Below are 13,930 nucleotides of genomic sequence, written 5' to 3'. Positions count from 1 at the left end.
ATTAGAAAGGAGCGAGAAGGGAGATTTGGGTTAAATATGGATAAAGTAAAACAACAATACTACCAGCAACAGCAAGCTCTCATTGATGATATACAAAAGGGTATTGCTTTAAATAGAGACTTATTAGTATTAAGGGAGTTACTTTTATCCTATAAGTACAATGGAATGACTCAAAATATAATGCGAGATTGTTTAAATCAATTAAGAGCTATAGAAGATGAAAATACTATTTTAGACTTACTCGATTTTGTCGAAGGTTTCTGTTCCTTAGATTGGAAAATATACCCCTGAAGGTTAAGAGTTTATTGTTGATCTTATTTTTCCGATTAAGGAACTATTTGCAATGGCAATTATGGCATTAACGTGGATAAAGTTGATCCTACCAGCGTTTTATAACCAGTTAGTTAATCAACGCATAAATAAGCATTAATCTACATTGCTGTAGGTTAATGCTTTTTAGTGTTTCTTTTTAAGAATTAAAATGCTTGGCGGAAAATCTCAATGATCTCTTTTTCATTACCTTTACGAGGATTAGAGAATGCATTACCGTCTTTAAGTGCCATTTCAGCCATATATGGGAAATCAGACTCTTTCACACCTAACTCACCTAAATGTTGCGGAATACCAATATCCGCAGAGAGGCGAGCGATAGCTGCAATAGCACGTTCAGCTGCATCCATTACGGATAAACCTACAACATTTTCACCCATAAATTCAGCAATATCAGCAAATTTTTCTGGATTAGCGATCAGGTTATAACGTAATACATGAGGGAGTAATACCGCATTGGCTACACCGTGTGGCATATCATATAAGCCACCCAGCTGGTGAGCCATTGCATGAACATAACCAAGGTTAGCGTTATTAAATGCCATTCCTGCTAAAAGTGAAGCATAAGCCATATTTTCACGGGCTTTTAGGTTTGTACCCAAGGCTACAGCTTGACGCAAGTTACGAGAAATCAAACGGATTGCTTGAATAGCTGATGCATCGGTGACAGGGTTAGCATCTTTAGAGATATAAGCTTCAACCGCATGAGTTAACGCATCCATACCTGTTGCCGCAGTCAGTCCAGCAGGTTTACCGATCATTAACAGAGGATCGTTAATAGAAACAGAAGGGAGGTTGCGCCAGCTCACAATAACGAATTTGACTTTAGTTTTGGTATTAGTCAGAACACAGTGACGAGTGACTTCACTCGCTGTGCCAGCAGTGGTATTTACGGCAATAATAGGTGGCAGAGGATTTGTTAGTGTTTCAATGCCTGCATAATTGTAAAGATCACCTTCATGAGTGGCTGCAATACCGATACCTTTACCACAGTCATGTGGACTACCACCACCCACTGTAATTATCATGTCACATTGTTCCTTGCGGAACATTGCAAGACCTTCGAGTACATTAGTGTCTTATAAGCAGTAATATTAGAAACTTTAAGCTAAAACCAAATAACTTGAGGTACTTGAGGTATAAGTGAAAAGGAAGGCTGAGACGATAAAATAAAACACCCGCAAGCAGGTGTTTTATTATGTTATATTTGGTAAGCGTAGTTTATTCGTCGAAGTACCAATATCCTTGATTGATAAATTCGGTTAATTCTGCAACAAAGGTTGGAACCATCAGTGCATCACCGAGTTCATCGGCCCCAACTTCCGTAAACTGGCACAGCGCATCTGCGCCTTTCGTTTCTTTGGTAGCCCAAGCTTCTGTATTCACAAAAAAATTATCTTCGATGCGTAGGACACGCAGTCCGCTTAATCGGATCAGTTTTTCACCATCATTCAGTGCGTTCAATACTTCTTCTGGCTGATATGGCGGTTCAGCGGGAGCAATATCCAGCTCATGGCGTGGTGTGGTTGCAAAACGACCTAACCATTGTTCAAAATCACCAGGCTTATTGATCATCTCAATCATCATGGCACGCAGGCGTTCAACTTCGTGAGCTTCCATTTTTCCTGCATTGTCGCGTACTGTCAGATTAGGATCGCCATAATTTATTCCACCTAGATCTTGTTCCAGTGCGTAGTCTGCAAAACTGCTCAGCAAATCACGGCCATTTGGTCCACGAAAGCCGACAGAATAGTTCATGGTATCTTCGAAAGTGAAACCATCATGAGGGAATCCAGGTGGAATATACAGAATATCTCCAGGTGCCATTTCTACATCAATAATTGGTTCAAATGGATCAACATGCAGTAATGCAGGATGCGGGCAGAACTGACGCATTGGCAGGGCATCACCTACACGCCAGCGGCGACGACCCATTCCTTGAATGATAAAAACATCATAGTTATCAATATGTGGTCCGACACCACCTCCGGGTACTGAATAGGAGATCATCAGATCATCAAGACGCCATTCAGGTAATACGCGAAATGGTTTCACCAACTCAGCGGACGGCATATGCCAATGGTTGACCGCCTGTACCAGCAGTGACCATCCTTCTTCACCTAATTCGCTGTAGTCTTCAAACGGTCCATGGCTTGCCTGCCATTTGTTGTCAGTGAGGCTGACAAGACGACTGTCAACTTCTGGTTCCATTGCCAAACCGGCTAATTCATCTGGAGTGATAGGATCGACGAAATTAGGAAATGCATTTTTCAATACAACAGGTTTTTTTTGCCAGTATTTTTCTAAAAATTCAGGCCAATTAAGATTCAATTTGTTAACCATGTGACCACATCTGTATAAAGGAATAAGCTGGTAATTATAGAAGTAATGCGCGGTCATATTTTTGTTTGGCATCAAATGCCAGTCAATAACACTAGCGATGGGAGTTTGATTTAGAAAATGAAAAAATCAAAGGTCATTGGATTGGTGTTTTTACTTCTGATTATGTTATTACTGAAATCAACTTTACTGAGGTAGTGATATCTAAGAAGGTTTATTAAAATCCTTTTAGCTGTGGTATTTGAAGAAAAGACAAAAAACGTATATTCAAGATCGAGAAAAAGCATAGGCGAATAAGCCTTAAGTTAAGAATGAATCAACACAATCAACCAGCCCAAATCAGAGATTTCAGTGCCTACCCGCATTTAGATACCAAGATTCGCATAATGTTTAACGCTATGTTACAAAAGGGTTCTGAGCCATTCCGGTAGAATGGGTTAGGGTTTACCGCAATCGGGATGGTTCATCTTTACACATAGAGTGCATTGTGCGAATCAAATAGGTAATCCTTATTTTTATCAAAACATTATCTTCCATGAAGATAATGGAGATTTTTATGTTATAGGGTTTTATGAAATAAAGGATCATAGAAAAGATGGGATTTTATTCGATGCGTGAGTAGAATACTACAATTTGCGATATTTATCAGAAAATGCTGTCTACCATGAAAATCTTGCTCTAAGCCATGTTGCAGCAATAGTTATAGTGGCTACAAAATGTTATAAAAAAATCAATCACAGTATCTTACCTATTATCTAGATCTGATTGCATCAAAGCACTTATTGCCTCATTAATATTAAAGCCATACAAGCTGAAGCGCGATCTTCAAACATATCTTCATAAAATTAATAACGAGAAACTGAATGAATAACTACGATTTTACCCGACTAAATGATAAAGAATTTGAAGACTTAGTTATTGACCTTATCTCAGCAGAAAATCCTAATACACAGATAGAGCGATTTATGCATGGTAGAGATAGTGGGATGGATGGTAGATTTTATAAGGGATCTAATAATGTTATTATACAAAGTAAACATTATGTAAAGTCAAATTATCCTTCGCTAATTAGCAACCTAAAGTTAGAGGCACCAAAAGTTACAGCCATTAATCCTTCTCGCTATATATTAGCAATATGCCAAGGGTTAACGAATATAAGAAAAATTGAAATTATAGAAATATTTGGTAGTCAGTATTTGAGGAGCGATGATATTTTATCATTAGATGATATCACACATAAACTCTCTTTGAATAAAGATATTGAAAGGAAATATTATAAACTATGGCTTAACAGTACAGAAGTGTTATTTTCGTTACTTCATAACGACGTAATTGGAAAGAGTAACCATATTCTCCAGCAAATAAAAAGTAATGTTGATAATTATGTACAAACGCGCGACTTCAATATTGCAAAAGATAAGCTCGATAAGATAAATACTCTAATCATTACTGGAGCACCGGGAGTTGGAAAAACAACTTTAGCCGAGCAATTATGCCTTCATTATATTCTTGAAGAATATGAATTAGTTTATATAGAGAATGATATTGAGGAAGGTGAAAGGATAATATTACCAAATAAAAAACAATTATTTCTATATGATGATTTTCTTGGACGAAATTATTTGGATGCTTTAAGAAATAAAGAAGATTCAAAAATAGTAAGATTCATTAGTAGAATTAGAAAAAGCGCAGACAAAAAATTAATTCTTACCTCTCGTACAACTATATTGAATCAAGGAAAGGTAACAAGTGAGTTATTTTATGTGAATAACACTGAAAAACATGAATATGAGGTTGAAGTTAAAAATCTAGACTTATTGGATAAGGCAAAAATACTCTATAATCACATATGGTTTAGTCATCTTCCTCAAGATTATAAAGATTGTTTTTGGATAGATAAAAAATATAGGAATATAATAACTCATAAAAATTACAATCCTAGATTAATATCATTTATAACTGATTATGATAAAATTTCACACTTAGCACCAGAATCATATTGGAACTATATTGTTGAAAGTTTAAACAATCCATCAGCCATTTGGGATCATATGCTAACCAAGCAGGTACCAAAATGTGTTTACTATCTCACTTATTTAGTATCTCTTAACAATGGTAGCATTACTGAAAATACATTAAGTCAATGTTATAATGTTTTTTTAGATATAATTAGTTTTGATTTCACACATGCTGATTATCTTAATTTTCATGACTGCACAAAGCATGCTATTAAATCGACGTTACAAAGGAAGCTAGAGGATGGTAAAGAACCATTATATGATGTTCTAAATCCATCAATATCTGATTATTTTATAGAGAAATTAAATGATAACCTCCTGTTGATTCCATTACTTTTTTCTGCATTAACAACAAAACAGTCACTTTTTAATTTAAACACTCTGATAAATAAAAAAATATCACCTGATTTATCTTCTAAAATAGTCAATGCGATATTGAAAGACATTGAAAATAATAAAGATGAAAATTACATTTTAGAGTTTATAAAAATTATTATTTCTAGTGGTAAAATTTCATTCAACGATAAGCTGAAATCTGTAAAAATTATAAACCCAGAGTATTTTAGCTTTGAAAGATTATATGCTGGAAATAATTTTAATATGTTAAATATTGTCAGCTGGATTTCTTTAAATATTCCAAATTGGCTTGGTTATGATAATACTAAAAAATATGTAGAGTCCTCATTGTTATTAAATGGTGCTGATTTAACCCATGAAGAATTAAATATTTTGGCTCAAATATCCAATACCCTAGGTGAGGTAGCGTTATCCAATAATATTCGTGATTTACTATTAATTTATTGGAAAAGTTATATACATGAATTTATCTCTGAGAGTAATGAATTTAATGAATACTATGATCTAAATGAAGAAGATGATTTTAAATCTAGAGCCAAGGATTATATTCATGATTTACTTAACGGAAGTACATTATATTTTAGTCCTATTGATATTGATAATATCATTGATAATTTGGATGCTCGCAACATAATCGATCGTAACATTGAAAACGCTTCAGACTGGGATAGATATGAGGATAATGCCGATTATGGGTATCTAAGCAATGGATTTGATCAAGTGGATGATTTATTTTCTATAGAATAAAAGTCACTAGATTTTGTAAAAAAGTTTCCTATTTATTGAACAGGTTATTCAGCCACATTTACAGTAACAGCCAAAGTGCCATATCAACGATGGGAATTTGATTTAGAAAATGAAAATATCAAAGGTCATTGGGTCGGTGTTTTTACTTCTGATTATGGTATTACTGAAATCAACTTTACTGAGGTAGTGATATCTAAGAAGGTTTATTAAAATCCTTTTAGCAGTGGTATTTGAAGAAAAGACAAAAAACTATATTCAAGATCGAGAAAAAGCATTAGCAAATAGACCTTAAGTTGAAAATGAAGCAACATAATCAAACAGCCAAAAACAAGGATTTTAGTGCCTATCCGTATTTAGATACTAAGGTTCGCATAATGTTTGACGCTATGTTACAAAAGGGTTTTGAGCGATTGCGGTAGAATGGTTTTGGGGTTTACCGCAATCGGGAAGGTTCGTCTTTACACATAGAGTGCATTGTGCGAATCATTTCGTTTTTTTCGCTTCTATTTCTTTTTTTAGACCATGCAAATTCTTATGACCTGTTCCTTTTGGTTGAAGCTGTCCTTTTTGAAGTTTACCTATCCGTTTACCTCTTTCAGCTATAACGATGTCATCATTTAATGATTTTTCAATTAAAGCATACATAGCATTAAATGTTTTAATATTTCCTGTCTCCCTGAGATTTTCTAACAATTTACTTAGTTGAAGAAAATCATTGATTATCATTACGCCAGCTTTATCGTCATAATATTCTTCATGTCTTTTTAACATTTTTGCTATATTTTTTTCTTTAGAGCTCATCGGGAATTTTCCTTTATTCTCATGTCATTTTTTTGGTGCGCACTTTATTATATTAACAATCCATTCTTCAAATTTTGATTTTTTTTCATATAAATAGACATCATAAGCCTCAGGGTATCTTTCTTTGAATTTTTCCTTAAATTTATTGATATCAAAATCTCCTTCAATACTTTTCCCTACAGATATTACTTTTTTATTTATCTCTTTGATTAAGTGACCTTTTTTCTTCTTTGGTAGTGTAACTTTTTCACCAAATGATTGTAATGCTCTAAACGATTCTTCTTTTACTGAATAAACCAAGTCATTCATCATTAATCGCCATAAAATATCTATAGATTGTCTGCATTTATATTTTTTTAAGTTATTTACAGCCTGTAATCTTATTTTATAACTCGTTTTATCATTGGCTTTCTTTTTTAATTCATCGATGTTGTTTGGGGTTGCTTCTGTCCATTTCTGCTTATTGTTTTTTATTTCACTGTTCATTTTCTCACCTATAAATAGTGTTTTTCATCCATTATGAAAGTGTGAGCTCTAAAACCCCCGTGCTGTACTACGGGGGTAGTCTCTGGGGAATATCAAGATTTCTGTATAAATGGCTAAAAAAAGCTATATTAACTAATCATTCATATCAAAAACCTTTTCTAAATTTAATATAACATATTCTTATATATTGGATAGTGTCAGGTACCGTATTTCTAATTTCTGAGCAACGGATACCAGACAAGAAGAAAAGGTGGTTCGGAGGTAATTTATGGCAACGCTAAATATAAAAGCAACGTTTCAGTGTGATATTGAAACATTATGGCGAGTGATTACATCGACAGAAAATTATCAATGGCGAAGTGATTTACGCAGTATTGAAGTGATAAACGATCATAAATTTATTGAACACACCAAAGATGGTTATTCGACCATATTTACGGTAACAGCCCAAGTACCATATCAGCGATGGGAGTTTGATATGGAAAATGAAAATATCAAAGGTCATTGGATTGGTGTTTTTACTTATGATTATGTTATTACTGAAATCAACTTTACTGAGGTAGTGATATTTAAGAAGGTTTATTAAAATCCTTTGTGAAGTGATATCTGAAGAAAAGACAAAAAACGTATATTCAAGATCGAGAAAAAGCATAGGCGAATAAGCCTTAAGTTAAGAATGAATCAACATAATCAACCAGCCAAAAATAGAGATTTCAATGTCTACCTGTATTTAGATACTTAGATTCGCATAATGTATATTATGTTAAATTGACTGTGGTAACTGTGGTAATAAATAACTTCATATCTCAGCGTCACTTCTCAGTAAATCAACAAATTAGTCATTTTTTGACACATCTCCTCTTCCTTGCGCTTGTTCAAAATGCACTGGCTTCATATTCATATAAAACATAAGATTAGTTTTATGTACTCTGGCTTCATGTCCATCAACATTTTACACAGGCGCTTAATCAATAAGATCGCTCATGCCCTAACGCTGCATAAATTCCACCAATCTGAGGTGGACATAATCCTTTTTTATAACTTTCAAAAATTTAGTGGAAATTACTCGTTTATGTTCACTATTTCTGGAAACACCCTAAATTCCAATCATAATTAATGAGTCGTCACTAAAAGAATAAGTTTCAAATATGTATTATAAATACTGAAAAAAAGAATATTTACTTAAGTGTAACTATATTATCACCTTACTAGTCGGATTTGTTTAATTCTATTATTACCCCTCTAAAAAACACAAAAAAATACGCCTGTGTCAGTTAGTTCCTATGTTCAACCTAGTTTTACTCCATTACGCTAACATTATATTTAATGTGAAAATAAATATTTACAAATAGAAATTGAATATTTTTATTTATACTATGCGAGGATGAATATGAGAATTGCACTACCCTTAATATTGAGTTCAGTACTCTTGCTCTCTGGTTGTTCGGCTTTTCTTTATAGCTTAGGCAACAATCCAGAGATGTCACTGAGTAATATAAAATTGATGGAAAATACAACAAAACTGACAGTGCCAACTATACCGCCAGGAACCAGAGATGGTGAATATTTACGTTATTATCCGGATGGGAAACTTAAATATAAATCATGGGTAACCAAAGGTTGTTTTGATCGTTACGTCAATGCTTATAATGATAACGGTAAATTAAAAATGGTCATACCGCTGAAGAATTGTGAAGTTAACGGTGTAGTGAAAAGTTATCAGGCTAACGGCAACATATACAGTGAAATAGCTATGCGTGATGGCTTACCGTATGGCGCCTTCAAATATTATCATAATACACCTAAAAATAATGTTAATTTGCAGGGATATATGGAGAATAGCGCTCTTATTGGTGTCATAACTCAATATGATGAAAACGGAAAAGTAATTAATAAAGGTCAAGTATTAGATGGTAAGATTAAAATCTTAAAATAACCTGATGTGAGTTACCGACTTTTGTTATTTCTGAAAGTCGGTTTTTGTTTCATCATTCAAATACGCGTTATTTCTTTTTTATATTAAAGTAGAACATCAACGCTTTATAACCTTTCTCGCTGATAGTCACTTCTCTATATCCTTGATGTCGTGTTAACCATGCTTGAGCTTCTGCATAATGAAAAAAAGCCGTACCAATTTGCCCACCTAAATGAAAACGACGTTCACTCCAATCCAAACATGGACAGCAAATATTGCGTGAATGCTTTGCTTGAAATTCAATACCTATATTTTTAAATCGCTCAACACCTAGCGTTGTAATAGCATGGCCATCTTCTGTTATCCATTTTTGCTGACAAAGTGAATCATAAATATTAACGGCTACTTCACCTGCTAAATGATTATAACAAGTTCGCGCCTTCCTTAAGTTTTTGGGCGTTGTGATTTTAGCTTGTGAAATATTTTCAGTTGAAAAATTCATTAAATTTTCAATAACTTTTGCAATATCATCGTTAGCTAATCGGAAATAACGGTATTTACCTTGGGATATCACAGAAATCAGACCAGCATTCAGTAATTTGGACAAATGACTACTGGCTGTAGAGGCAGAAATATCAGCTACAACCCCCAGTTCAGTAGCTGTCCACGCCCTTCCATCCATCAATGCACAAAGTATTTTGACTCTAGAAATATCAGATATTGCCGCACCCACAGCGGCTATTGCTGACTCTACAGTGTGTTGATATTCTGATTTCATCTCTGGTTTAGCCATTTAAAATTTAAGCTCTTTTATTGTAGCAAGTTATCGAGTCTATTTAATTACAGACTTTCTGCATCAAATGAATATTCACGCGCCAAAGAAGCGATGCTAATTTTGTAAAAATCGAAAATAGACTCTCGACCTTCTTGTTGCGCATTTTTATGTAAAATATTTTTCTTCCATTGCAAAACAGCTTCTTCATTTTCCCACCAAGAAAGTGATAATAATTTTCCTTCGGTTGATAAACTTTGAAACCGCTCTATTGAAATAAATCCCTTAATATCCGTTAGTAATGGCTTTAAATCAGCCGCTAAAGATAAATAATGATCCTGTTTTCCTGGTTTAATTTTGACTTCAAATATCACGGCAATCATTAGTGTTCTCCTTTATTTGGTGATGATAAGTATATTGATTAAAAATAGACAACACTTCGATATTTGTTGAAATGAGAGCAATATCTATTTTAAAAATAAGGCAGAAAGAGACTATGAGCATCTTCTGATAAAACTAAAGTCCAATCATACCTTGTGTTGAATGTTGTATCGCTTTACGAATATTATCGGTAATTCCATTTATATTTGATGTCATATTTTTATGTATAAATTAAAAGTCTAACGATGGGTGGGATTTATTATGAGTTTTTTTATTTTGAGGCTCAACCCTTCTAATTTGAATTTAATTTAAAGGGTTGAGCAATATAATTTATTGTTATATTTAAGTAGTTATGATTGGTTTTAAATAACTATATTTTATTTTTATTATAAAATTTTTCGCCACACATTAATTTGGTATAATCAGCACTTACAGTTGCGACAGAGACAGGTTTATCTTTAGCGATATAAATAAAAGCTTTTCGAATTTTATCTTCTTCACTGACTTCTTTTAATTTACCGTCAATCACTCTATCAGAGTCATAATTTACGCAATAACCGAGTGTTGTTGAGGTCTTTTTATCTTTTACGGTCATGATGTCATTATATTTAAAACGATAACCTTGATTCTCTTTTGCGAGTTCGTCTTTAGCTTTTGTGCTGATTGCGAATGGACTGGAAAGCCGTTCAATGGCTGCCGGATATTCAGTATCCATTTTTTGACTGACAAATTGTTTATCTGTTGAATTGGCTGCACTATAAACAACACCTTGTTGAGTGGTTTTTATACTATAGGCTTCCCACTCTTCAGACTCTTTAATAAATGGAGCTGCATCTGAAAGAATATTTGTAAACTGATCCCATACACTATTAGTTGAACTACAGCCTGAAATAAGAAATATGGAAGTACTTAATAAGAGTGTTAATAATATTTTTTTTTGCATTTTTATTCCATTAATTAAAAGAGATATAGTCATTTTTGGATTATATTTCATATTATTAGGTTAATTAATAGTAGCATTTTACAAATGAATATGTAGATACAATGAGTAAGATTAATCCTTAAACCTACAGATATTCATAAAATTATGAAGTCATTTTCAATAAACGAAGATTGATTTATTCGTATATTTTTCTTCTTTCAGTAGCAATATCAAATGCCAAACTCCGTAAATTAGGGGTATGGTTTATTAATGCGCGATGCGTTGATGCTTGGCTAATAAAAGCAAAACTTTCCCCCCAAGGGTGTTGATAACGGTCACGTACGATAGGTGCGCGCCAATATTGCAATAATCCTTCTAAAGGCAAATGATCGTCTCCGACGGTTAATGCCTGATTGACTAATTGTGGAAACTCACGTTTGATCTCTTTCGCTTGTAAGTACCAGCGTTCTCTTCCATAAATGGCAGCTTTTAATGTGATATTATTATCACTTAAATACCATACTTGGGGCACAGCTTGTTCATCTGCGTTAATTCCTGAAACTGCATCAGTAAAGCGTTTAGCACACTGTAGATTTTGCACCAACGCTTCTCTTACTCGTTGATTTTGTGCTGAACTGATCGATGTTTTATAAGGGCCTAAGCGATAGTGCTTCCAACATGCCTCATCATAGATATCAAAATCACTTAATGCTCTGCCGTAGTTGTCTATTACCACCGGATTGGGTGGTAATAATTGGTATACAAAAGGACAACCGCAGACATCATCAGATGAGAAGCCATGAAGGTAACCACTTCCGGCATAATAGCCAGTCTCCATCATTGATAACGCCTGAAATGTACCATGCCAAGGTGGCCCAAAGGCATACCATTTTGCTACTAATGCTCTATTTTCAGGAGTGGTATGACGCAACCAATAGCGTATTGCGAGGTTAGACGCGGATTGTGCAATAATAATAAAAGGCTGGTTCTCACCAAAAATAGTTTTCAGTCGATTAATTTCTCTATCAATAGCATCCACCAGCAATCGATGATCGGCTCGCCAATCATGAGCAAGGAAAAATAGATCTTGCCCTTCACGATAACCCAATGCGGTTTCAAGAACATCTTTAAGCTCTTGGGTGACCAATGTGCTCACTAAATAAGGGACAATCGAAAATGCGTGCAATTGCTCTGTGGCTAATACACGAGGTGAATGCTGTGCGTTGGGATGTTCATATTCATAATCACTCTTTGTAAAGACACTACGATGATCACCCCAAATAAAAGCCTGCTTTTGTCTATCAAAAAGCTTAGTTCCTAAAATTCCTGGTAAATAGATAATAGGAAGATTCGGCACTTTATCATCAAGTTTCGCTTTACGAATTTGAGACGCAATAAGCTGAGCTCGTATTAATGACCATCCTCTATTGAGTGGCATATTTTTAGCGTCCTTTTAATGGAATAAGCGTGATAGGCACATTTTCGCTACCAAAATGCGTTTTTTCAGCTTCAGTAACAGGGAAATGAGCACGATCGTAAACCTCAAACAGTTGGCAAGGTTCATTTTTGTGATGATAAAGGCAGATCCCCTCTGCTTTAGGACTACTTTTGGACAGCATAAAGCGATGACAACTGTTGGTGCTGATTGGGCCAACAGGCTCACCTTGTTTTGTAATAAATTGATAGTAAATAGGTGATTCATTTTTTTGTTCAATATGGCAAGCCTGAACAGGACCACGGAATGGATGTGTAATACAGATAAAACCATCAGGGATATGTGCTGATAATTTATCAGTGTTAGAGCCCGCCCAAGGCAAAATAATAGAAGGCTGAAAATGACAATGAGGACATTGCCCATTATCTAAGTGAGATTGTGCAATTAACCCACTTCGCTTAACTAATAAGGTATGGCATTGTGGACAATAAGAGTTTGCGCTGTCTGTATCAAACACATTTCCGACGTAAACATAGCGCATACCTTCGTTTAAGGCTTGCTGGCGAGCTTGTTCTAAAAAGGGAATTGATGTGCGTTCAACGTGTCGATATTGGTAATCAGGATGGAAACGAACATAGTGCAAAGGAATATCTGCATCAAGATATTTAAGCATCCAATCCGTGACTTTTTTCGCTTCCTCCAATGAGTCATTACGTCCTGTCACACATAAGTTAGAGACTTCAAGATGCGGATTATTTGTGGATTTGCGTGCATCATAAACTTGTTTAATACCGTCAAGAACGGGCTGTAATCGCCCTCCTGTATGTTTACGATAAAAACTATCTTGCATTGATTTTAATGAAATACTAAAGATATCCATTACACCTAGTAATTCATCAATACCTTTCTCACTGATATAAAATGCACTTTTATAGAGATTTTTTAAGCCATGTTCGCGAGCAAGCTTCGCCGTATCCATAACAAATTCATGCCAAACAATTGGATCATTATAAGTCCACGACAAAACTCGGATATTATGTTTTAACGCATAATTGACCACATCCTCTGGGCTGTAATACGCCACATTGCTGTCTTGCACATAACGAGCTTGGCTTGTACTCCAATTTTGGCAAAAATCACAACGTAGCATACAGCCAATATTACCTAACGATAAGATACGTTCACCCGGTGCATAATGATATACCGCTTCGGTTTCTATCGACTCTTGAGTCATCGGCACAGATTTACCGTAGTTTAACGTGACTAAACTGCCATTCTCATTGCGTCTTAGTTTACAAGTTCCTGTACGGCCTAAATTAATTTTACAGGCTCGTGGGCAAAGCTCGCACTGAATACGATTGTTTGAAATTGGGTGCCATAAGCGCGCAGGATGCCCTGTTTGTTGCCATTGCTTCATTCTTACCAT

The 13,930-nt window shown here is 34.7% G+C and carries 12 protein-coding genes and 1 pseudogene; 4 read left to right on the top strand and 9 right to left on the bottom strand.

Annotated features, from left to right (window positions below; translation table 11 throughout):
* Positions 1 to 36: 36 nt before the first annotated feature.
* A complete protein-coding gene (locus tag ABN217_RS03525; RefSeq protein ID WP_197269225.1) occupies positions 37 to 291 on the top strand; it encodes a hypothetical protein in 255 nt (84 codons plus the stop codon).
* A gap of 185 nt (positions 292 to 476) precedes the next feature.
* On the opposite strand, the pseudogene dhaT reads toward ABN217_RS03525, so the two are convergent.
* Positions 477 to 1,409 (bottom strand): annotated as a pseudogene (gene dhaT, locus ABN217_RS03520) (1,3-propanediol dehydrogenase); the annotation flags it as partial.
* Positions 1,410 to 1,551: 142 nt separating this feature from the next.
* The gene (locus tag ABN217_RS03515) at positions 1,552 to 2,673 is read right to left on the bottom strand and encodes a JmjC domain-containing protein (RefSeq protein WP_196553084.1); all 1,122 of its coding nucleotides are present in this window, start codon (positions 2,671 to 2,673) and stop codon (positions 1,552 to 1,554) included.
* An 860-nt stretch (positions 2,674 to 3,533) separates the two neighbouring features.
* Here ABN217_RS03515 and ABN217_RS03510 point away from each other — a divergent pair.
* On the top strand, positions 3,534 to 5,792 hold the full coding sequence (locus tag ABN217_RS03510) for an nSTAND3 domain-containing NTPase (RefSeq protein ID WP_349459074.1): 2,259 nt from the start codon (positions 3,534 to 3,536) through the stop codon (positions 5,790 to 5,792).
* Between the two features lie 483 nt (positions 5,793 to 6,275).
* Here ABN217_RS03510 and ABN217_RS03505 read toward each other — a convergent pair whose 3' ends face one another.
* Both ABN217_RS03505 and ABN217_RS03500 read right to left on the bottom strand, forming a co-directional pair.
* Positions 6,276 to 6,593: a hypothetical protein gene (locus ABN217_RS03505; RefSeq protein WP_349459073.1), complete on the bottom strand. Its 318-nt coding sequence runs from the start codon at positions 6,591 to 6,593 to the stop codon at positions 6,276 to 6,278.
* Between the two features lie 24 nt (positions 6,594 to 6,617).
* Entirely contained in the window at positions 6,618 to 7,079 is a 462-nt protein-coding gene (locus ABN217_RS03500) for a HEAT repeat domain-containing protein (RefSeq protein ID WP_349459072.1), read from the bottom strand.
* A gap of 268 nt (positions 7,080 to 7,347) precedes the next feature.
* On the opposite strand from ABN217_RS03500, the gene ABN217_RS03495 reads away from it, so the two are divergent.
* Entirely contained in the window at positions 7,348 to 7,665 is a 318-nt protein-coding gene (locus tag ABN217_RS03495) for an SRPBCC family protein (protein ID WP_349459071.1), read from the top strand.
* Positions 7,666 to 8,469: 804 nt separating this feature from the next.
* Positions 8,470 to 9,015, top strand: coding sequence for a toxin-antitoxin system YwqK family antitoxin (locus tag ABN217_RS03490; RefSeq protein WP_196553076.1), 546 nt, complete (start codon positions 8,470 to 8,472; stop codon positions 9,013 to 9,015).
* A 67-nt stretch (positions 9,016 to 9,082) separates the two neighbouring features.
* Here ABN217_RS03490 and ABN217_RS03485 read toward each other — a convergent pair whose 3' ends face one another.
* The 5 genes from ABN217_RS03485 to amrS form a co-directional block, all read right to left on the bottom strand.
* Entirely contained in the window at positions 9,083 to 9,787 is a 705-nt protein-coding gene (locus ABN217_RS03485; protein WP_196553075.1) for an ArsR/SmtB family transcription factor, read from the bottom strand.
* 47 nt (positions 9,788 to 9,834) lie between these two features.
* Complete coding sequence (locus ABN217_RS03480) at positions 9,835 to 10,149, bottom strand: antibiotic biosynthesis monooxygenase family protein (RefSeq protein ID WP_340896465.1); 315 nt, start codon at positions 10,147 to 10,149, stop codon at positions 9,835 to 9,837.
* 368 nt (positions 10,150 to 10,517) lie between these two features.
* On the bottom strand, positions 10,518 to 11,090 hold the full coding sequence (locus ABN217_RS03475; RefSeq protein ID WP_349459070.1) for a hypothetical protein: 573 nt from the start codon (positions 11,088 to 11,090) through the stop codon (positions 10,518 to 10,520).
* A gap of 175 nt (positions 11,091 to 11,265) precedes the next feature.
* Positions 11,266 to 12,507 carry a lipase/acyltransferase domain-containing protein gene (locus ABN217_RS03470; RefSeq protein WP_197269219.1) on the bottom strand — a complete coding sequence of 414 codons (1,242 nt, stop codon included), beginning with the start codon at positions 12,505 to 12,507 and terminating at the stop codon, positions 11,266 to 11,268.
* Positions 12,508 to 12,511: 4 nt separating this feature from the next.
* Positions 12,512 to 13,930, bottom strand: coding sequence for an AmmeMemoRadiSam system radical SAM enzyme (amrS, locus tag ABN217_RS03465; RefSeq protein ID WP_115349715.1), 1,419 nt, complete (start codon positions 13,928 to 13,930; stop codon positions 12,512 to 12,514).

This window comes from Proteus sp. fly-1067 (genome assembly GCF_040139345.1).
GTDB classification, from domain to species: Bacteria; Pseudomonadota; Gammaproteobacteria; order Enterobacterales; family Enterobacteriaceae; genus Proteus; species Proteus vulgaris_B.
Note: the sequence above shows the minus strand (reverse complement) of the source record. Positions and strands in the feature narration are given on the sequence as shown.

Coding starts and splice junctions, on each gene's coding strand:
- ABN217_RS03495 (WP_349459071.1), top strand. CDS start 7,348: ATGGCAACGCTAAATATAAAAGCAACGTTTCAGTGTGATATTGAAACA.
- ABN217_RS03480 (WP_340896465.1), bottom strand. CDS start 10,149: ATGATTGCCGTGATATTTGAAGTCAAAATTAAACCAGGAAAACAGGAT.
- ABN217_RS03500 (WP_349459072.1), bottom strand. CDS start 7,079: ATGAACAGTGAAATAAAAAACAATAAGCAGAAATGGACAGAAGCAACC.
- ABN217_RS03470 (WP_197269219.1), bottom strand. CDS start 12,507: ATGCCACTCAATAGAGGATGGTCATTAATACGAGCTCAGCTTATTGCG.
- ABN217_RS03505 (WP_349459073.1), bottom strand. CDS start 6,593: ATGAGCTCTAAAGAAAAAAATATAGCAAAAATGTTAAAAAGACATGAA.
- amrS (WP_115349715.1), bottom strand. CDS start 13,930: ATGGTAAGAATGAAGCAATGGCAACAAACAGGGCATCCTGCGCGCTTA.
- ABN217_RS03490 (WP_196553076.1), top strand. CDS start 8,470: ATGAGAATTGCACTACCCTTAATATTGAGTTCAGTACTCTTGCTCTCT.
- ABN217_RS03515 (WP_196553084.1), bottom strand. CDS start 2,673: ATGGTTAACAAATTGAATCTTAATTGGCCTGAATTTTTAGAAAAATAC.
- ABN217_RS03475 (WP_349459070.1), bottom strand. CDS start 11,090: ATGCAAAAAAAAATATTATTAACACTCTTATTAAGTACTTCCATATTT.
- ABN217_RS03510 (WP_349459074.1), top strand. CDS start 3,534: ATGAATAACTACGATTTTACCCGACTAAATGATAAAGAATTTGAAGAC.
- ABN217_RS03525 (WP_197269225.1), top strand. CDS start 37: ATGGATAAAGTAAAACAACAATACTACCAGCAACAGCAAGCTCTCATT.
- ABN217_RS03485 (WP_196553075.1), bottom strand. CDS start 9,787: ATGGCTAAACCAGAGATGAAATCAGAATATCAACACACTGTAGAGTCA.